The 18,776-nt window shown below is 68.1% G+C and carries 19 protein-coding genes; 5 read left to right on the top strand and 14 right to left on the bottom strand.

Going from position 1 to position 18,776, the window contains the following annotated elements; all coding sequences use genetic code 11:
* Position 1: 1 nt before the first annotated feature.
* The 5 genes from J2W23_RS09120 to J2W23_RS09100 form a co-directional block, all read right to left on the bottom strand.
* Complete coding sequence (locus J2W23_RS09120) at positions 2-2,197, bottom strand: TonB-dependent siderophore receptor (protein ID WP_307648470.1); 2,196 nt, start codon at positions 2,195-2,197, stop codon at positions 2-4.
* A 101-nt stretch (positions 2,198-2,298) separates the two neighbouring features.
* Positions 2,299-2,685 (bottom strand): DUF2946 family protein, encoded by a 387-nt coding sequence (locus J2W23_RS09115; protein ID WP_307648469.1) that lies wholly within the window; start codon positions 2,683-2,685, stop codon positions 2,299-2,301.
* 207 nt (positions 2,686-2,892) lie between these two features.
* The gene (locus tag J2W23_RS09110; RefSeq protein ID WP_176656341.1) at positions 2,893-4,212 is read right to left on the bottom strand and encodes a sulfatase family protein; all 1,320 of its coding nucleotides are present in this window, start codon (positions 4,210-4,212) and stop codon (positions 2,893-2,895) included.
* A 16-nt stretch (positions 4,213-4,228) separates the two neighbouring features.
* Positions 4,229-5,224 carry a Bug family tripartite tricarboxylate transporter substrate binding protein gene (locus tag J2W23_RS09105; RefSeq protein ID WP_307648468.1) on the bottom strand — a complete coding sequence of 332 codons (996 nt, stop codon included), beginning with the start codon at positions 5,222-5,224 and terminating at the stop codon, positions 4,229-4,231.
* A 37-nt stretch (positions 5,225-5,261) separates the two neighbouring features.
* Positions 5,262-6,260, bottom strand: coding sequence for a Bug family tripartite tricarboxylate transporter substrate binding protein (locus tag J2W23_RS09100; protein WP_307648467.1), 999 nt, complete (start codon positions 6,258-6,260; stop codon positions 5,262-5,264).
* A gap of 93 nt (positions 6,261-6,353) precedes the next feature.
* Between J2W23_RS09100 and J2W23_RS09095 the strand changes: the two genes are divergently transcribed.
* Both J2W23_RS09095 and J2W23_RS09090 read left to right on the top strand, forming a co-directional pair.
* Positions 6,354-6,863 (top strand): MarR family winged helix-turn-helix transcriptional regulator, encoded by a 510-nt coding sequence (locus J2W23_RS09095; protein WP_307648466.1) that lies wholly within the window; start codon positions 6,354-6,356, stop codon positions 6,861-6,863.
* Positions 6,864-6,980: 117 nt separating this feature from the next.
* A complete protein-coding gene (locus J2W23_RS09090; RefSeq protein ID WP_307648465.1) occupies positions 6,981-7,592 on the top strand; it encodes a Dps family protein in 612 nt (203 codons plus the stop codon).
* A gap of 28 nt (positions 7,593-7,620) precedes the next feature.
* On the opposite strand, the gene J2W23_RS09085 is transcribed toward J2W23_RS09090, so the two are convergent.
* On the bottom strand, positions 7,621-7,836 hold the full coding sequence (locus J2W23_RS09085; RefSeq protein WP_176656348.1) for a hypothetical protein: 216 nt from the start codon (positions 7,834-7,836) through the stop codon (positions 7,621-7,623).
* A gap of 6 nt (positions 7,837-7,842) precedes the next feature.
* Entirely contained in the window at positions 7,843-8,133 is a 291-nt protein-coding gene (locus J2W23_RS09080) for a hypothetical protein (protein ID WP_176656349.1), read from the bottom strand.
* A 178-nt stretch (positions 8,134-8,311) separates the two neighbouring features.
* On the opposite strand from J2W23_RS09080, the gene J2W23_RS09075 reads away from it, so the two are divergent.
* Positions 8,312-9,052 carry a Crp/Fnr family transcriptional regulator gene (locus tag J2W23_RS09075; RefSeq protein ID WP_176656350.1) on the top strand — a complete coding sequence of 247 codons (741 nt, stop codon included), beginning with the start codon at positions 8,312-8,314 and terminating at the stop codon, positions 9,050-9,052.
* A gap of 111 nt (positions 9,053-9,163) precedes the next feature.
* Complete coding sequence (locus J2W23_RS09070; RefSeq protein ID WP_176656351.1) at positions 9,164-9,871, top strand: Crp/Fnr family transcriptional regulator; 708 nt, start codon at positions 9,164-9,166, stop codon at positions 9,869-9,871.
* A gap of 38 nt (positions 9,872-9,909) precedes the next feature.
* Here J2W23_RS09070 and J2W23_RS09065 read toward each other — a convergent pair whose 3' ends face one another.
* A complete protein-coding gene (locus tag J2W23_RS09065; protein WP_176656352.1) occupies positions 9,910-10,164 on the bottom strand; it encodes a DUF1488 family protein in 255 nt (84 codons plus the stop codon).
* A gap of 164 nt (positions 10,165-10,328) precedes the next feature.
* Here J2W23_RS09065 and J2W23_RS09060 point away from each other — a divergent pair, with 164 nt between their 5' ends.
* Positions 10,329-10,991, top strand: coding sequence for a suppressor of fused domain protein (locus tag J2W23_RS09060; protein ID WP_307648464.1), 663 nt, complete (start codon positions 10,329-10,331; stop codon positions 10,989-10,991).
* 11 nt (positions 10,992-11,002) lie between these two features.
* Here the strand turns inward: J2W23_RS09060 and J2W23_RS09055 are convergent, their stop codons facing one another.
* The 6 genes from J2W23_RS09055 to J2W23_RS09030 all read right to left on the bottom strand — a co-directional run bounded on the left by J2W23_RS09055 (position 11,003) and on the right by J2W23_RS09030 (position 18,762).
* Complete coding sequence (locus J2W23_RS09055) at positions 11,003-13,393, bottom strand: excinuclease ABC subunit UvrA (RefSeq protein WP_307648463.1); 2,391 nt, start codon at positions 13,391-13,393, stop codon at positions 11,003-11,005.
* A gap of 38 nt (positions 13,394-13,431) precedes the next feature.
* A complete protein-coding gene (locus tag J2W23_RS09050) occupies positions 13,432-13,842 on the bottom strand; it encodes a VOC family protein (protein WP_307648462.1) in 411 nt (136 codons plus the stop codon).
* 10 nt (positions 13,843-13,852) lie between these two features.
* Positions 13,853-14,320, bottom strand: coding sequence for a helix-turn-helix transcriptional regulator (locus tag J2W23_RS09045; RefSeq protein WP_307648461.1), 468 nt, complete (start codon positions 14,318-14,320; stop codon positions 13,853-13,855).
* 76 nt (positions 14,321-14,396) lie between these two features.
* Positions 14,397-15,473 carry a mechanosensitive ion channel family protein gene (locus J2W23_RS09040; RefSeq protein WP_307648460.1) on the bottom strand — a complete coding sequence of 359 codons (1,077 nt, stop codon included), beginning with the start codon at positions 15,471-15,473 and terminating at the stop codon, positions 14,397-14,399.
* Positions 15,473-17,713: an FUSC family protein gene (locus J2W23_RS09035; RefSeq protein WP_307648459.1), complete on the bottom strand. Its 2,241-nt coding sequence runs from the start codon at positions 17,711-17,713 to the stop codon at positions 15,473-15,475. Before J2W23_RS09035 ends, J2W23_RS09040 begins: the two co-directional genes overlap by 1 nt.
* Positions 17,713-18,762 carry an inositol monophosphatase family protein gene (locus tag J2W23_RS09030; protein ID WP_307648458.1) on the bottom strand — a complete coding sequence of 350 codons (1,050 nt, stop codon included), beginning with the start codon at positions 18,760-18,762 and terminating at the stop codon, positions 17,713-17,715. Before J2W23_RS09030 ends, J2W23_RS09035 begins: the two co-directional genes overlap by 1 nt.
* Positions 18,763-18,776: the final 14 nt, after the last annotated feature.

Here is an 18,776-nt window from a genome sequence, read left to right as displayed (position 1 = left end):
TTCAGAACTTGGCCTGCAGGCCGAGGGTGATGCTGCGCGGTGTGCCGGGCGTAACCCAGAGGCGGCTGTACGAGCTCGCGTAGTAGGTCTTGTCGAACAGGTTGTCGACGTCCAGCGTCAGGCGCAGCATGGGGTTGATTCGCCAGTACGCGACCAGCTTGGCGGTGGTGTAGGCCGGCAGGTCGAACGCGGGCTTGCCGCCCTTGGCCTCGGCCTGCGTGCGGGCTTCGCCCAGGCGCTTGCCCATGTGCGTGATCCCGCCGCCGATGCCGTAGCGCTGTCCGTTGGCCAGGCCGTCTTCGTACACCGCGAGCACGCTGCCGTTGACGCGCGGCACGTTGAGGAGGCGGCCGCCGACTTCGAGCGTGTTGTCCTTTGCGATCTCCACGTCGTTGAACACCAGGCTGGCGGTAAGGCGCCAGTGCTTCGAGAGTTGGCCCGAGAAGTCGAACTCCAGGCCGCGGCTGCGTATTTCTCCCGCGGCCACCGAGTAGCCCGTGTTGACGGGGTCGGCGGTGAGCACGTTGCGCTTGCGGATGTCGAACAGCGCGGCGGTGGCGCCCATGCGCTGGTCGGCGCTCTCCCACTTGGTGCCCAGTTCCAGCGAGCGGCCGGTCTCGGGCGCGAAGCCGTTGGAGGCGACGTCCGAGCCGGTGTTCGGCCGGAACGAGCGGCCCGCGTTGGCGTACACGGTCCATTGCGGTGTCGGCAGCCAGCTCAGGCCGATGCGCGGCGAGGTGGACGATGGCTCCTGGCGGGCCGTGGTGCCGTTTCTGCGGTTCAGGAGCGACTGGCTGTAGTTGTCCGCGCGCACGCCCGCCACCAGCCGCCATTCGGGCGAGAGCCTGATCGCGTCCTGCACATAGAACGCGGTGTTCTTCTGGTGCTCCAGCGTGTCGGTGTTGGCGGTGGGCACCGGTTGGCGCTGGCCGTAGACCGGGTGGTGGATGTTGATCGCGTAGGGCCGCGCCGTGGTCGGGTTCGCGCGCAGCATCAGGGAGTCCATGTCGAAGCGGAAGCTCTCCACGCCGAACAGCAGCTCGTGTTCGATGTCGCCGGTCTTCAGGTTGCCCTGCAATTCGGCTTGCAGTGCGATGTCGCTGGAGTTGAAGTCGCGAAAGCGCCGCTGCCGCGTGAGGCTGCCGTCGGCCCGCAAGGCGGCGGGCTCGGTGGAGAAGCCGTTCACCGAGGTCTCGCGGTACGACACGCCCAAGCGGCTGCGCCACGTGGCGTTCCATTCGTGCGAGAGGATGAACTGGTGCGTCTGGTTCTTCACCGTCACGTTGCCGTCGGCCGGCTCGCCGAAGAAGCGGCTGCGCGGGACGGCGCCCAGCCGGTTGCCCACGGCCACCACGCCCCGGTCCAGCGGCGTGGCGTGGCGCAGGTACTCGCCCGAATATTCCAGCACGGTGTCGCGGCCCAGCTTCCAGGTGAAGGCGGGCGCGACCACTTCGCGCCGGGCGCCGACGTGGTCGCGAAAGCTGTCGCGGTCTTCGGCCGCCACGTTGAGGCGATAGGCGAAGTTCTCGCCGACCGGTCCGGTCAGGTCGAGCGCGCCGCGCTTGAGGCCCTGGCTGCCGGCATACACCTCGACGGCGTTGGCCGGTTTCCACAAGGGTCGCTTGGACACGATGTTGAGTGTGCCGCCGGGTTCGCTGCTGCCGTAGAGCGCGGCGGCCGTGCCCTTGAGGAATTCGATGCGCTCCACGCCGGCCAGGTCGCGCGGGGCGTTGAATCCGCGGTTCGAGGAGAAGCCGTTGAACAGCGTCGCCATGCCGGTGTTCTCGTTGCCCGGAAGCCCGCGGATGGCGATGTTGTCCCAGAGCCCGCCGAAGTTGTTCTGGCGCGAGACGCCGCCCACGTAGTCGAGCACATCGTCCAGCTTGGCGGCGCCCAGGTCGTCGATGGCCTGCCGCGTGACGATGCGCACGGACTGCGGCAGCTCGCGCAATGGCAGGTCGCTCTTGGCGCCGGCCGCTTCGTCCGCGTGGTAGGCGCCGGACTCGGTGCGGCCGACGACTTCGATGGGGGTGAGCTGCCCTTGTGCGGCTGCAGCCGGAGCAGGCGGTGCAGAGGGGGCATCCGCGGACTGGGCGATGGCCTGTCCGGAAAAAAGCGCCGAGGCCGCCAGCGCGAGCGGGAGACGGCGGAACAGGGAGGCGCGGCTGTGCGCGCGTGCGAGATCAATGGAGGTCATGAATGGCAATCGACTGCACGCCGCCGCCGTGCATTTCGAAGAGCCGGGCGCCGTGCAAAAACAAACGAGCCGCTGCCCTTCGAATCAAGGGCGGCGGAATGTCAGGTCGATGCGTTCGGAGGATCGCGCGAAGCGAAGGGCCAGCGGCCCGCAAAGGGCACGAAGGCCGGGCCGGGCGGGGCGCGCGGCAGTGCGGTGGTCTGCACCACCTCGAGTGCGGCCGGCAAACGTGAAGGCGCCTCGGCAAAGTGCACGTGGGCCAGGCAGCATTCGCAGGTCCCGTGAACTTCCTGGTCGCCATGTGCCGGGGAGGCCGCTTCCGAGCCCGCGTCCGCGATGGCGTCGAGGGCGGCCGCCTGCGCCGCGCCCTCGACCGCTTCCCGCATGTGCCCGGCCTCGTGCAAAGGCATGCCGATGGCCGCGTTGAAGAACACGGCCAGCAGCAGGAGACGGAGGAGGCGTTGGAGCCGAAGGGGGCGAAGCGGCATGGCGGGAGGCGCTGAATCATACCGGCGCAAAAAACCGCTGACGCCCGCTGCAAGGCAAGGCGCGCGAATGGCTGCACGGCTGCCCCGAACGCGGTCGTCGCTGCGTTTCTCGTGTTCGTCGGCTTGGCGATTTGGTTTTGTCTGCGTTGTCGTAGCTCAACTACGACAACGCGAACCAATCGAAATCGGCCGGGAGAACTGCAGGCTTCAACGCTGCGGCATGTCCTTCACCGAATACCCGAGGCTCACCGTCGCATCCTCCGGAATCGCCGGCATCGTCGCGTTCCACGCGAGCCAGTCTTCACGCATCGCGGCCAGCCGCTCGGGCTCTTTCTTGCCGAGGTTCGCGCGCTCGCGCTCGTCCGCCGGGATGTTGAACAGGTACTCGTTGCCGTCGACCTTCAGGTACTTCCAGTCGCCGTCGCGCATCGCCTGCTGGCCGCGGTGGTTCATGCGCCAGTGCAGCGGGCGGCGGAAGCTCTGCTTTGCATCCTTCAGCACGGGCATGAGCGACACGCCATCGAGCGGGTAGTTCGCATCGGCCTTCACGCCCGCCGCGTCGAGCATGGTGGCCGACCAGTCCATCGTCATGCACAGCTGCGTGCTCTCGCCGCCCTTGGCGATCACCGCGGGCCAGTGCGCGATCCATGGCACGCGGATGCCGCCTTCGGTCAAATCCATCTTGCCGCCGACCAGCGGCCAGTTGTCCGAGAAGCGCTCGCCGCCGTTGTCGCTGGTGAACACCACGAGCGTGTTGTCGGCCATGCCGTGTTTCTCGAGCGCGGCCATGATCCAGCCGATGCCCTCGTCCATGTGATGGATCATGCGGCGGTACACATGGATGTTGCCGCCGGCCAGGTCGAAGAGGTTGTCCTTCACGGCGGGCGCCTTCTCGGCGTCGTCGCGGGTTTCCCAGGGCCAGTGCGGGGCGGTGTAGTGCAGGCTGAGGAAGAAGGGCGATTCCTGCTTGGCCATGCGCTCCACGTAGTCCACGGCGCGCTTCGAAAGGATGTCGGTGAGGTAGCCGTCTTCCTTCTTGTCTTCTTCGCCGAACCACAGGTCGTGCTGGCCGGTGGAGTCGCAGTGGGTGAAGTAGTCGACGCCGCCCGACATCGGCCCGAAGAATTCGTCATACCCCGAGCGCAGCGGACCGAAGTGCGGCGGGTAGCCCAGGTGCCACTTGCCGATGAGCGCGGTCTGGTAGCCGCCGGCCTTGAGCAGCGAGGGCAGCGTGGGGTGGTCGGTCGGCAGGCCCAGCGTGGTGCTGCCTCGGCTGCTGCTGCGGATGGGCTCTTCGGCCGCGCCGCGCAGGCGGTACTGATACCGCGCGGTGATCATCGCGAAGCGCGTGGGCGAGCACACGGGCGAGTTCGAGTAGCCCTGCGTGAGCTTCAGCCCGTTCGCGGCCAGGCCGTCGAGCACGGGCGAGACGGGGCCGAACGCGGCATCGCGGCCGCCGTAGCAGCCGAGGTCCGCATAGCCGAGGTCGTCGGCGACGATGAAGATGATGTTGGGTCTGCGGGTCATGGATAACGGATGAGGTTCAGGGCTGGTAGCCGGACTTTTGAACGACAGGGGCCCACTGCGTCTTGTAGGCCTTGAGCATCGCGGCGGTCTGCGCCTGCGTGCTCACCACCGGCGTCATGCCCGAGTCCTTGAACTTGCGCTGCGTGTCCGGGTCCTGCATCACGTCGCGGATGGTCGCGGCCAGGCGCTCGACCTTGTCCTTGGGCATGGTGGCGGGCGCGAAGAAGGTGTTCCAGCCGGTGGCGGCGAGGTCCAGGCCGGCTTCCTTGAAGGTCGGGATGTTCGGCGCGAACGGCGAGCGCTTTTCGCCCGACAGCGCCAGGATGCGCAGCTTGCCCGCGTTGTGCTGGGGGATCACCACGTCTTCGGTGTCGACGGCGATGGGCACCTGGCCGCCGATGAGGTCGTTCAGGAGCGGTGCGGAGCCGCGATAGCCGATCACCTGCGTCTGCACCCTGGCCTTCTCGCCGACCATCAGGCCGAAGAAGTGCGGCAGGCTGCCGGTGGCGGGCACGCCCACGTTGGCCTGTTGCGGGTTGGCGCGCATCCACGCGAGCAGGTGCGGCAGTTCGCGCACGGGCAGGGTGGGCGAGACGGCCAGCGCGAAGTCGTAGGCGTTGACGTGCGACACGGGCACGAAGTCGCGCTCGGCGTCGTAGTTGTTGTCCTTGAAGACGAGGGGCGCGACCACCATCACGGCCGGGTTGGCGAGCATCAGCACGTTCTGGTTGGCGGGCGTGAGCTTGACCTGCTGCGCCGCGAGGCGCCCGCCCGCGCCGGGCTTGTTGTCCACGATGACGGGCACGCCGAGCTTGGTGCCGAGCTTCTCGCCGACGATGCGCGCTACGCGGTCGGTGGCGCCGCCGGGGGCGTAGCCGACGACGATGTGCAGGGGGCTGTCGAGCGTCTGCGCGCCCACGCCGGTGGCAATGGACGCCATGAGGCCGGCTGCGGCCAGCAGGCCGGCAACGCGGCGGGTGATGGAATGGGTGGGATGGTTGGGGTTCAGCATGGTCTAGGTTCCTCCTCGATCGGTTGTTCGGTTGTGTTCAATCATTGGCCTGGAAATTCACGGCCTTCATGATGCCGGCCCAGCGTGTCGTGTCTTCCCGCATGGTCTTCAGGAGCGCTTCGCTGCCGTCGGCAACGGGGTACATGCCGTTCTGCAGCAACTGCTGGCGCACCTCGCGCGAATTGACGGCGCGGGTGAGTTCGGTGCGCAGCTTGTCGACGGTGGCCTGCGGCGTCTTGAGCGGTGCGTAGTACGCGAACCACGCGGTCGCGACCACATCCTTGTAGCCGGCCTCGACGAAGCACGGCAGGTTGGGCATGAGCGGCGAGCGCTTCTCGCCGCTGGTGGCCAGCACCTTCACGCGGCCCGAGGGCAGCATCTGCTGCGCGCCGCCGACGGTGTCGAAGTACACGGGCACGGTGCCGCCCATGAGGTCCTGCCGCGCGGGCGTGGAGCCGCGATAGGGCACGTGCACCATCTTCAGGCCGGCCGCGCGGTTGAGCATTTCGCCGAGAAAGTGCGAGGGCGTGCCCGCGCCATAGGAGCCGAAGCTCAGCTTGTCGCCCTGCGCCTTGGCCCAGGTGATGAATTCGGGCAACGTGTTGGCGGGCACGTCCTTGTGCACGGTGAGCGCGAGTTCGAAGCGGGCCGCGTTCAGGAGCGGAACGAAGTCCTTCACCGGGTCGTAGGAGAGGTTGCGGTACGCGCTCGGGAACATGGTCATCATGCTGGCCGTGCCCAGGAGCAGCGTGTGGCCATCGGGCGGTGCGGTCTTCACCGCCTCGACCGCGATGCGGCCCGCGGCGCCCGAGCGGTTGTCGATGATGAGCGGCCCGAGCGAATCGCGCACCTGCTGCGCGATGGCGCGGGTCAGCACGTCCTGCGTGCCGCCGGCGGGCACGCCGATCAGCACCTTGATGGGCTGGCCGGGCACGAACCCCTGCTGGGCATGCGCAAGCTTGGCCAGCGGCGCAAGGGCCAGGCCGCCCAGCGCGGCGAGGGCATGGCGACGATCAAGGGCGAGGCGGCTGGACATGGGCGGTTCTCCGGGTTCTCGGTCGGTGGCGAACGACTTTAGAGACGCTACAGTCGATTGATCTAATCAACCATCACCCGGACTAACCCCCAGATGCCCGCCGTTGCTGCCGCGCCCCGCCGCCCGCTGGACGACCTGCCGCTGTACCGGCTGTCGCGGCTGCTGTCCGTGGCGGGGAGCATGGTGATCCGCCTCTGCGAGGGGCGCTTCGGCATCACGCGGCGCGAGTGGCGGCTGATCGCGGTGCTGGCGAGCAAGGGCGAGCTGGGGTCGTCGCAACTGGCCGAGCATGCGCAACTCGACCGGGCGCGCACCTCGAAGGCCGTGGGTTCGCTGGTCGCAAAGCAACTGATCTCGCGGGTGGCCAAGGCGGGAGACCGGCGGCAGGTGCAGCTGGGCCTTACCCAAGCGGGGCAGGCGCTTTACGACGAGCTCTTTCCGCTGGTGACGAAGATCAACGGCGATCTGATGAAGGCGCTGGATGCGGACGACGCGGCGCGCTTCGATGTTTCGTTGAACCTGTTGCAGGCCAAGGCGGAGCGCATGGTGGAAGAGGCGGTGCTGCCGAAGGCGGACCGGGGGCGGCGCGGGGCCAAGGCGTAAGTCCGGCCGGGGGCAAGCGCCCCGCACCGCGCGAACACTGCCGTCTGGCCTACGCGGAGGCCAATTGACGGGTGCTAGAAGTTGTTGATCGATTCAACCAACTCAGGAGCATCCGCAATGGCAGCCTCGAAGAAAACCAAACCCACAGCGAGCGCCTCGGCCGCCCGCTCGAAGCAGGAAGTCAAACCCGATCTCGACCAGAAGAGCCACGAGACGCAGCGCTACGGCGAAATCGTCAAACTGCCCAATGGCCTCTCCGAAAAGGTCTGCAAGGAAAGCGTGGCGCTGCTCAACCAGTGCCTGGCCGACACGATCACCCTGCGCGACATGTACAAGAAGCACCACTGGCAGGTGGTCGGCCCGACCTTCAACCAGCTGCACCTGATGTACGACCAGCACTACGAAGGGCAGGTGCTGCTGGTGGACATCGTGGCCGAGCGCATCCAGCTCCTGGGCGGTATCGCGCTTGCGATGGCGGCCGACATCGCCGAGACCACGAAGATCGCCCGTCCGCCGCGCGGCCGCGAGCCGGCAGCGGTGCAGTTGCGCCGTCTTGCGGAGGCGCATGAACACATCATCGTGAACGCGCGCGAGGCGGCCGAGAAGGTCGACAAATCAGGCGATCCAGGGAGCAACGACGTGTTCGTGAGCAACGTGCTGCGCACCAACGAACTGCAGGTGTGGTTCCTCACCGAGCATCTGGTCGCCGCGTCGCCCGTGACGGCCTGAGTGCGTTCATTACCGGGGGCGCGGTCAGTCAGCCGCGCTGCCTGGCTGTGTTCAGCCCCTTGGCGGTGACGCGCATGACCGTCGCCTGCCCTGCGTAGACGCTGCGTCCGTGTTCGTGAAGAACGGGTGGCAGGTCCGCCTCGATCAACGCCACCGCGCGAAGCACGTCGCACTTCTGGATGTCGAACTGGTCGTGCAACTGCATGGGCAGCCGCGCGCAGCACAGCTGGCGAAGCAGTTTCATCGGCATCTACATCCCCTCGGCCGAGCGCGGCTCGTGCCCGGCATCGCGGGGCGCGGGCGGGCCGGGCAGTGGGGCCGGCTGCACGGCCATGAGCAGCCGCGCCCGCGTGACGACGGCGTGGTTGTCGATGTCGGTCGTCAGCGTCTCGTCGAGCAGCGGCCGCTTGCCCGCTGAAATCCGTATTTCCACCGCCCACACGATGGCGTCGTACAGGACGGGGGGCATCGTTCGCCCGCGCAGATAGGCGCGCACGGCGTCGTCGGCTGCAAGCTCGGAAGGGGTCTTGAGGGGAGGCATGGTGTTCTCCAGTCGATGGAGGCTCTGAAAAACCACGCTACCCAGAAAAAGCCCGGCGCACCGTTCGCCAGCGCACGCAGCCATCGACAAATCAAATAGCCCGCATCTATGTGCGGCATCGCACAGACGCCAGGGTATCGGTCGCAGAATGATCCGAACTTTGGAATCCCCTTCCGCCATGGCATCGTCCCCGCATCCGACTTTCCCGCGCGCAGCCGTGGCGCGCAACAGTCTCCTGGAGGTCATGCCGCCGGAGGTGCTGGCCGGCCTCATGCCGCTCCTGGAGCTGGTGCCGCTCAAGCTTGGCGAGGTGCTCTACGAATCGGGCGTGGTACAGCAGTACGTCTACTTTCCGACCGACTGCATCGTCTCGCTGCTCTATGTGCTGGAGAACGGGCAATCGGCCGAGATCGCCGTCGTCGGGTTCGAGGGGATGGTGGGGGTATCGCTGCTGATGGGCGGGGGCAGCACGCCCAACCGCGCCGTGGTGCAGAGCGCGGGCAATGCGTTCCGGCTGAGCGCGAGCCACATCAAGCAGCTCACGGACAACGGCGGGCCGCTCCTGCACCTGCTGCTGCGCTATACGCAGTCGCTCATCACGCAGATGTCGCAGACGGCGGTGTGCAACCGGCACCATTCGCTGGAGCAGCAACTGTGCCGCTGGCTGCTGTTGAGCCTGGACCGGCTTCCAGGCAACGAACTGGTGATGACCCAGGAGCTGATCGCCAACATGCTCGGCGTGCGCCGCGAAGGTGTGACCGAGGCGGCCGGCAAGCTGCAGCGCCTGAACCTCATCAAGTATTCGCGCGGCCACATCACGGTGCTGGACCGCCCGGGCCTGGAGACGCAGGTGTGCGAGTGCTATGAGGTGGTCAAGCGCGAAACGGACCGCCTGCTGCCCCGCCAGCCCGCGACCTGAAGCGGCGGCCGCGCCGCGCTCGGTGCGCCTGCGCACAGACGCAGGAGGGCGGGTCGGCAACAATGCGCCCGGTTGCGCATTCCGCGCTCGTTCTTCCCAACAGGCGGTTCCGTGACACCAGATCCGCTTCGCCCCGTTCTCAACCGCCTGCTCGAGGCGCTGCCGCTCGCTGACAAGGCCCACCTGCTCGAACGCTGCGACAGCGTGGAGCTGGCCACGGCGCAGATCCTGTACGAGCCGGGCGACGTCATTCACCACATCCACTTTCCAACCAGCGCCTTCGTCTCGCTGGTGTCCACCGTCGACGGGCACGACGGCCTGCAGACGGGCATGGTGGGCAACGAGGGCGCGCTGGGCTACGAGCTCTCGCTGGACGTGCAGAGTGCGCCGCTGCGGGCACTGGTACAGGGCCCGGGCATGGCCTGGCGGCTGACGGCGCAGTCGTTCGCGCAGGAGCTTGCGCAGAACACGATGCTCAAGCGCATCCTCAACCGCTACGTGTGCGTGCTCCTGATGGAGTTCGGCCGCTCGGGCCTGTGCAACCGCTTCCACCAGATCGAGGAGCGCCTGGCGCGCTGGCTGCTCACCACGCAGGACTGCGCGCACTCGGCGCACCTGGCGCTCACCCATGAAGTGCTGGGGCGCATGCTGGGCGTGCGGCGGGTCGGCATCACCAACGCCGCGACGGCGCTGCACACGCGCAAGCTCATCGATTACCGGCGGGGCGTCATCACCATCACGGACCGCGAGGGGCTGGAGAACGCGGCGTGCGATTGCTACCGCGCCAACCGGCGCAGCTATGCGCATCTGATCGCATAGTTGGCGATTTGGCGATTTGGCGGTTGGCGGCCGCTGTTCTACGCAGGGGCGCGCAGGTCGTTCTCGCGCAGCATGATGGGCGCGGTGGAGCCCGCCGCCAGACGGCGCCGCACGGCCGCATCGAACTCCTCGATGTACAGGCGGTAGGTCTCGAGCGGGTCGGCGTTTTCAGTGGTGCGGTAGTGGTAGCGCAAGACTTCCTTCCCGATGCTCGCATTCACGTCCTGGCCCTCCACCGTCACCGAAAACCTGACCGTGCCCGAAGCGTCGTGAAAGAAGGGGGCGTCAGCCATGGCGTGGCTTCGTGTGTGTCAAGGAGATTCCTTTGGACGGATGCGCAGGAGGAGTCCCGCGTCGGACCACTCTAGTCCTTTCGTCGGGTGGCGTCTGTCGGGTGTCACGCCTATGCTCTGGCCGGCGCAGAAAAAGGGCACCGACGCGCAAGAAGGAGAAGCCGATGAGTTCCATGGAAGAAGTCTGGGCGTACCGCGAGGGGACGCTTTACCCGCAACTGTTCGGTGAAAAGCACAGCGGCATCTACGTGCTGGACTTCGACGTCTTCTCGTCGCTCGGCGCCGAGGACATCGACCCGGCCTGGCTGCACCTGGGCGTGTTCGAGTTCGAGCCGACGCCCGCGCGCAACTCGTGGCTCTATGTCACCTCGGGGGGATCGACCCCCTGGGAGACGGAGCCCGACGAATACGACCCCGAAGAGTATTCATGGCTCGGCTCCGAGCTGGTCATCGAGGTGCATTCGCAGCCCAAGGACCAGTGGGCCATCAAGCTCCTGCGCCGGGTGCTGGCCTTCAATGTGCTGCTCGCACACGGGCGTTTCGGCGAGGACAAGCCGCTGCTCGACTACGGCGACCGGATCCCGATGGGCGATGTGATCCGCGAGAAGGGCGCAGTGGGCCTGCGCAACATCGTGCTGGCCGAGCCGAAGCACTACCCCGCCACGGCGCAACTGGCCTCGGGCAAGTTCGACTTCCTGCATGTGGTCGGCATCACCGATTCCGAAAAGGACTGGGCCAAGGCGCACAGCTCCGAGGCGCTGGTGCGCCTGCTCGAAGTGCACGGCGGCTTTCCCGTGACGGACCCGGGGCGCAAGGCCGTCGTGTAAACCGGTTCGCTTCAGCCGCCGACGTACGCCGCGAGGTGCTTGCCGGTCAGTGTCGAGCGCGTCTTCACCAGCTCGGCCGGCGTGCCTTCGAACACGATCTTCCCGCCGTCATGCCCCGCACCGGGGCCGAGGTCGATGATCCAGTCCGCATGCGCCATCACCGCCTGGTGGTGCTCCACCACGATGACCGACTTGCCCGCATCGACCAACCGGTCGAGCAGGCCGAGCAGCTGCTCGACGTCGGCCAGGTGCAGGCCGGCGGTCGGCTCGTCGAGCACGTAGATGCCGCCTTTCTCGGCCATGTGCGTGGCCAGCTTGAGCCGCTGGCGCTCGCCGCCCGAGAGCGTGGTGAGCGGCTGGCCGAGGCTGAGGTAGCCGAGGCCGACGTCTGCGAGCCGTTCGAGGATGGCGTGTGCGGCCGGTGTGCGCGCATCGCCCGCGCCGAAGAACTCGGTGGCCTCGGTGACGGACATGGCGAGCACCTCGCTGATGTCGCGTTTGCCGAGCTTGTGTTCCAGCACGGAGGCGTGGAAACGCTTCCCCTCGCACTCCTCGCAGACGGTGGCGACGCCGGCCATCATCGCGAGGTCGGTGTAGATGACGCCCGCGCCATTGCAGGCCGGACACGCGCCTTCGGAGTTGGCGCTGAAGAGCGCGGGCTTCACGCCGTTGGCCTTGGCGAACGCGTTGCGTATCGGGTCCAGCAGCCCGGTGTAGGTCGCGGGGTTGCTGCGCCGCGAGCCGCGGATGGAACCCTGGTCGACCGACACCACGCCCGCGTCTGCGGGAATCGACCCATGCACGAGCGAGCTCTTGCCCGAACCCGCCACGCCGGTCACGACGACGAGGACGCCGAGCGGCACATCGACGCTGACATTGCGCAGGTTGTGCGCCTTCGCGCCACGGATCGGCAGCTTGCCGGTGGGCGTGCGCACCTTCTTCTTGAGCGCGGCGCGGTCGTCCAGGTGCCGGCCGGTGAGGGTGGTGCTCGCACGCAGTTCATCGACCGTGCCCTCGAAGCAGATCGTGCCGCCCGCCGACCCCGCGCCGGGGCCGAGGTCCACCACATGGTCCGCGATGGCGATGGCCTCGGGCTTGTGCTCCACCACGAGCACGGTGTTGCCCTTGTCGCGCAGCCGCAGCAAGAGGCCGTTCATGCGCTGGATGTCGTGCGGGTGCAGGCCGATGGTGGGTTCGTCGAAGACGTAGGTCACGTCGGTGAGCGAGGAGCCGAGGTGCCGGATCATCTTCGTGCGCTGCGCCTCGCCGCCCGAGAGCGTGCCCGAGGGGCGGTCCAGGCTCAGGTAGCCGAGTCCGATTTCCACGAACGAGTCGAGCGTGTGCGCGAGCTTTTCGAGCAGCGGCGCGACCGAGGGTTCGTCGAGGCCGCGCACCCATTCGGCCAGGTCGCTGATCTGCATTGCGCAGGCATCGGCGATGTTGATCTTCTTGATCTTCGAGGAGCGGGCGCCTTCGTTCAGCCGCGTGCCGTTGCACTCGGGGCAGGTGCTGAAGGTGACCGCACGTTCCACGAAGGCGCGGATGTGCGGCTGCATCGCATCGACGTCTTTCGCGAGAAAGGACTTCTGCACCTGCGGAATCAGGCCCTGGTAGGTGAGGTTGATGCCATCGACCTTGATCTTGGTCGGCTCCATGTGGAGCAACGCGTCGAGCTCTTTCTTTGTGAATTTGCGGATCGGCTTGTCGGGGTCGAAGAAGCCGCAGCCGTTGAAGATGCGGCCGTACCAGCCCTCCATGCTGAAGCCCGGAATGGTGAGCGCGCCTTCGTTGAGCGACTTGCTGTCGTCGTAGAACGCGGTGAGGTCGAAGTCCGTCACGGCGCCCCGGCCCTCGCAGCGCGGGCACATGCCGCCGGTGCGGTTGAAGGTCTGCTTGACGGTCTTGCTCGCGCCGCGCTCCACCGTGATGGCGCCGGTCGCCTTCACCGAGGGCACGTTGAACGCGAAGGCGCCCGGCGAGCCGATGTGCGGCTTGCCCAGGCGGCTGAAGAGAATGCGCAGCATCGCGTTGGCATCGGTCGCGGTGCCGACGGTGGAGCGCGGGTCGCCGCCCATGCGTTCCTGGTCCACGATGATCGCGGTCGTGAGGCCGTCGAGCACATCGACCTCGGGCCGCGCAAGCGTGGGCATGAAGCCCTGCACGAAGGCGCTGTAGGTCTCGTTGATGAGCCGCTGCGACTCCGCGGCGATGGTGCCGAAGACCAGCGAACTCTTGCCCGAGCCGGAGACGCCGGTGAACACCGTGAGCCGGCGCTTGGGCAGCTCGACGCTGATGTCCTTCAGGTTGTTCACGCGCGCGCCCTGCACGCGGATCATGTCGTGGTGGTCGGCGGCGTGGGGCGTGGTCTTCGAGGCGTCCTTCTTCGGGGCTTTGCTGCTCATCAGGTCTCCATCGTTTTCTTGTCGGGCGTGCGCTTCGTTCAGCGCAGTTGCTGGATGCGGATCATGTTGCCCGCCGGGTCGCGCACCGCGCAGTCGCGCACGCCGTAGGGCTGGTCGGTCGGCTCCTCGACGATCTCGGCGTCGGCGGCCTGCAGTTTCGCGAAGGCGGCGTCCAGGTCCCGGGTGGCCAGCAGCATCGTGGCGTAGGTGCCCTTGGCCATCATCTGGGCGATGGTTCGGCGCTCTTCGTCGGTGATGCCGGGCGTGGCGGCCGGCGGGTACAGCACGATGGAAACGCCGGGCTGGCCCGCGGGGCCGACGGTGATCCAGCGCATGCCGCCGTAGCCGACGTCCTTGCGGATCTCGAAGCCGAGGGTGTCTCGGTAGAAGGCCAGCGAGGTCTCCGCGTCGGCGTGGGGAAGAAAGGTCGAGTGGATGGTGATGTCCATGGCAATGGTGCTAGTTGGGTTCGGGCCGCGATGCTAGTTCGGGCTGGGGCATCGGCGCTTCTCGATTCCTGATCGGTCGCGTCACCTGCCTTGCCACGCACGAGGGCATGCCCTCGGTGGCGTTCGCGTCCTGCCGGCGGTAGATGCCGGGCGGCACCCCGACCAGTTCGGTGAAGCGGGTGGTGAAGGTGCCCAGCGACCCGCAGCCGACCGCGAAGCACACGTCGGTCACGCTCATGTCGCCGCGGCGCAGCAGCGCCATCGCGCGCTCGATGCGCCGGGTCATGAGGTAGGCGTAGGGCGGCTCGCCGTAGGCGATGCGGAACTGGCGGCTCAGGTGGCCGGCCGACATGCCCGCGTCGCGCGCGAGCGTCTCGACATCGAGCGGTTGCGTGTACTCGCGGTCGATGCGGTCGCGCACGCGGCGCAGCGTGGCGAGGTCGCGCAGCTGCTGCGCTTCGGTGGGTCTGCCGGTCATCCGCGGGATCGTGCCACGTCGCACCGACGGGCTCAAGGCGCCTGCGGCGCGCCTACGAACCTTCGGAGTCGGCCGGTCAGGCGCCGGCCGGGGCCGCAGAGGCCGCAGCCACGGCCGGATCGGCCTCGATGCGCATCTTCGGCAGGAACTGCGGGAACTCGCGCTGCATGAATTCGATGAGCCCTTCGCGCACGCTGCAGCGCAGGTCGAAGGCCAGGCCCGAGGTGGCGGCGGTGCACAGCACGCGGACCTGCATCGTGCGCTCGGTGGCGTCGGTCACGCGCAGGTTGAAGAAGCGGCCGTCCCATTCGGGCGCGGCCTTCACGATGCGCTCGGCCTCCGCGCGCAGCGGCGCGAGCGGCATGCCGTAGTCCACGTAAATGAAGACCGAACCGAGCAGCTGCGCCGAGTGGCGCGTCCAGTTCTGGAACGGTTTCTCGATGAAATAGGTGAGCGGCAAGATGAGGCGCCGGTCGTCCCAGATGCGCACCACGACAAAGGTGCCGGTGATCTCTTCGACGCGGCCCCATTCGCCCTCGACCACCAGCACGTCGTCGATGCGGATCGGCTGCGCCAGCGCGATCTGCAGGCCGGCGATGAGGTTGCTGAAGACCGGCTTGGCCGCAAGGCCGGCCACGATGCCGATCACGCCGGCCGAGGCCAGGAGGCTGGCGCCGACCTGGCGCGCGCCCGGAAAGGTCATGAGCATCATCGCGCCGCCGGCCACGATGACCACCGACATGGCGGTGCGCGCGAGCACGCGGGTCTGCGTGAGCACGCGGCGCGCCTGCAGGTTGTCGGCGACGTCGGACGGGTGCTGCGCCAGCACGCCGTCGGCAAAACCGCTGATGGCGCGCACGATGAGCCAGGTGGCCGCGGCGATGAGCAAGAGGCCGTTCAGATGCCGCACGCCGGCGATGAAGCGCAGGTCGTCGGGTGCGGCCTGGAAGATCAGCAGCAGCGCCACCAGCGGCAGCACCAGCCTGGCGGGCGACTGGCAGTTGACGACCATCGCATGCACCGCGGGCGCGGGTCGCGTGATGCGTTTGAGCACGAGGCCGCCGATGCGGTGGACCAGAAGAGCGAGCGGGACGGCGACGATCACGGCAAGCCAGGTGCCGAACCAGGGGTGGGCAAGAATCTCTTGGGTCATCAGGCAGTGGTGGTCGTTGGGGCTTCTGTCGTCTCGTTCAGAGGTTGAAGAATGCGCGCCGCGTCGTCGCGCAGCTGCGTGGCAAGGGCCGTCGCCAGGTCGAGCCGGCGCAGCAGCCAGGGGCTGATGTCGTTGTCGAACGGGTCGGGCAGGGGAATCGGGCCGCCCACCGTGGTGGAGCCCGGGCTCTCGGGTTGAGAGGGGCCGGTGGTCGGGGTAGTTCCGATGGCGGCCTCGATGCGTTGCGCGGTGCGCGCGAGCGGGCCCTCGACCTCGCCCGGCGTGAGGCGGTCGCGCCGCAGCACGAGCATCGATTTCACGGCGCTCAGCTGCGCGAGCATCTGGTAGCTGTGGGCCTGCAGGTGTTCCAGCGGCTCCAGCGGCGGCTGCACTGCGCGCGGCTCGGAGAGGGCGCGCTGCGTGGCCTGCACCAGCGCAGAGAGGCTGTCGAAGGCCTCGCGGCGCGCGAGCCGCCATTCGAGCTCGGGGCTGCTGTCGATGGTCTGCAGTTGCCCGAGGCCGAGCGCAAGACGCGCATGGCGGGCCTGCGCGGTGAGCACGCGCGCCACCAGCGCCGGGATCTGCGTGCGCTCCCACGAGGGCAGCACGTAGCAGAAGCCCCAGGCGAGCGCGGCGCCGATGAGCGTGTCGGCGATGCGCTCGAAGAGCGCGAAGATCGGCGCGGTGCCGGTGTTCAGCATGTGCGCCTGCACGAGGCCGAGCACCGTGGCCGCGACCGCGGTGATGAGGTAGCGCCGCACCGCGAAGCTGTGCGCGATGGCCTGGGCCACGGTCACGATGACCAGCAGCCACAGCGCCGAAGGGTGCGCCGAGAGCAGCCCCACCGCGAGCACGCAGCCCAGCAGCGTGCCGGCCACGCGGGCGTTGCGCCGCTCCAGCGTCTGCGAGAGGCTGCCGCGCAGCACCACCACGATGGTCAGGAGGATCCAGTAGTCGTGCGAGCCCCAGGGCATCGACACCGCGATGGCGTAGCCGGCCGCGATGGCCAGCGCCGCGCGGATGGCGTGGCGCAGCGGCGGCTGGTCCCAGCGCCACAGTGTGAAGAAGGGGCGCCACGTCCAGTCGGTCGGGCTCACGAAAAGCTGCCAGTTGGCGCGCACCACGGCCAGGTTGGGCTCGGCATCGCCGCGCGCCATGGCCGACAGGCGCAGCACCTCGTCGTTGATGTGGCCGATGCGGCTGGCGAGGCCGCGCGCGAGCATCGCGGCGGTCGGGCCGGGGCGGCCATGGTGGTGTTCATCGTCCGCCGAGACGTGAATGGCCGCAAGGCGCGGGCGGCGGTCGGTCACGGGGTCGGGGTGGCGGCCCAGCATGAGCGCGTCCGCGAGGGCGATGGTTTCGTCGGAGAGTTCTTCGAGCACCCGGCGCATTTCGATCAGCGCGTCGGCGTGGGCCGGGTGAGCCAGGAGCGCGTCGAGGTCGAGTTCGCTCGCGAGCAGCTGGTCGCGCATCTCCAGAACGATCACCAGCATGGCCGCGAGGCGCTGGCGGCGCGGCGTGCGGGGCGATTCGAGCACGATGTCGCGCGTGGCCTGCAGTTGGTCGGCCAAGGCGGCTTGTTCGCGCAGCAACTGGCCCAGCACGGGGGCGGGCGTGTCGCGGATGTCGCGGGTTTCGTCCTGCGGGGTGAACTGGCCGGCTTCGGTGCGCATGAGCGCGGCCAGCGAATACAGCACGTCGGCCACCGACTGGGTGCGAAAGCGCCCGTTGAGCGCGAGGTTGGCGAGCGTCGCCCAGATCACATAGAGGCCCGCGCCCAGCCCGAAATGCCAGGTGCGCTGGATGGCCTCGGCCATGTCGACCGGCGCGGGCGTGGCCATCGAGAAGACCATCGAGAACATCACCGCGATGGCGATGGGAATGCCGCGCTTGCCCCAGGCCATGGCGAGGAAGGCCATGAAGGTGGCCGGCACCAGCACCAGCCCTAGGCGGATCGGCGCGCTGTGCAGCATCTGCACCGCGAAGAACAGCGGCAGGCCGATGAGCGGCGCCGGCAGCATCTGGAAGAACTTGCCGCGGCGCGGGCCGGGCAGGTCGGGCGGCGCGGTGACGATCACGCCGGTGGCCGCGGCCGACGCGGCGATGGTGCCGAGCCAGAGGTGCACGCCGCCCGAGATGAACAAGAGGCCGAGCGCGACGGTGAGCCCGCTCGCCACGTAGTGGCTGAGCGCAATGCGCAACGCGGCTCGGACCCGGACGGCTGCGCTGGGCCCCGTCATCACTTGGCGGGAGCGTCGCCCTCGGCGGGGCTGGAAGGGGCCTCGCGGCGGATGCGCGTGAGCTTGCGCTGCGCGGGCTTGGCGGCGACGGCGGGCGCCTCACCCTCGGCCGTTTCGTCCGCGAAATCGACCACCGTGCTGCGGGCGTAGAGGTCGACCGAGGCGTCATCGGTATTCGCCTTGGTCGAGGCCGACACGGCGCGCACGCGGTCGCTGGCGCGCAGCTTGTCGTCCACGTTGGCGAACTTCGAGTACTTGGCGAGCAGCGGCACGATCTGGCCGTAGATGCGCGGCGCACCGGCCAGGCACTCGCGCTGCTCGAGGAACTCGGGCTCGCCGGTGAAGTTGCCGATCAGGCCGCCGGCCTCGGTGACCAGGAGCGATCCCGCGGCCACGTCCCAGGGGTTGAGGCCGGTTTCGAAGAAGGCGTCGGTGAAGCCGGCGGCCACGTAGGCGAGGTCGAGTGCGGCGGCGCCGGGGCGGCGCAGGCCCGCCATGCGGGGCATCATGTCCGCCATGATGGCCAGGTACTGCTTGAAGTTGTCGCCGGTGCGGAACGGGAAACCGGTGGACACCAGGCACTCGGAGAGGCGGGTGCGCTTGGAGACGCGGATGCGCCGGTCGTTCATGTAGGCGCCGCGGCCCTTGGTGGCGGTGAAGAGGTCGTTGCGGCTCGGGTCGTAGATGACCGCCTGCTCGATCTTGCCGCGCACCGACAGCGCGATCGACACGCAGTAGACCGGGAAGCCGTGGATGAAATTGGTGGTGCCGTCGAGCGGATCGATGATCCAGACGTAATCGGAGTCTTTGGCGCCATATTCGGTGCCCGATTCTTCGGCCAGGATGCCGTGCCCCGGGTATGCGCCAAGCAGCGTTTCGATGATGGCTTTTTCGCTGGCGTGATCGACTTCGGTGACGAAGTCATTGACCTGCTTTTGCGAGATGCGGACCGACTCGACGTCGAGGGCGGCGCGATTGATGATGGCGCCGGCGGCGCGTGCGGCCTTGACGGCCACATTGAGCATGGGATGCAGGTTGGGGGACGACATTCTGGATTGTGAGA

Source organism: Variovorax boronicumulans, assembly GCF_030812215.1.
Taxonomy (GTDB): Bacteria; Pseudomonadota; Gammaproteobacteria; order Burkholderiales; family Burkholderiaceae_C; genus Variovorax; species Variovorax boronicumulans_C.
The sequence above is the reverse complement of the archived record's forward strand: the minus strand, read 5'-3'. Positions and strand labels throughout refer to the sequence as shown.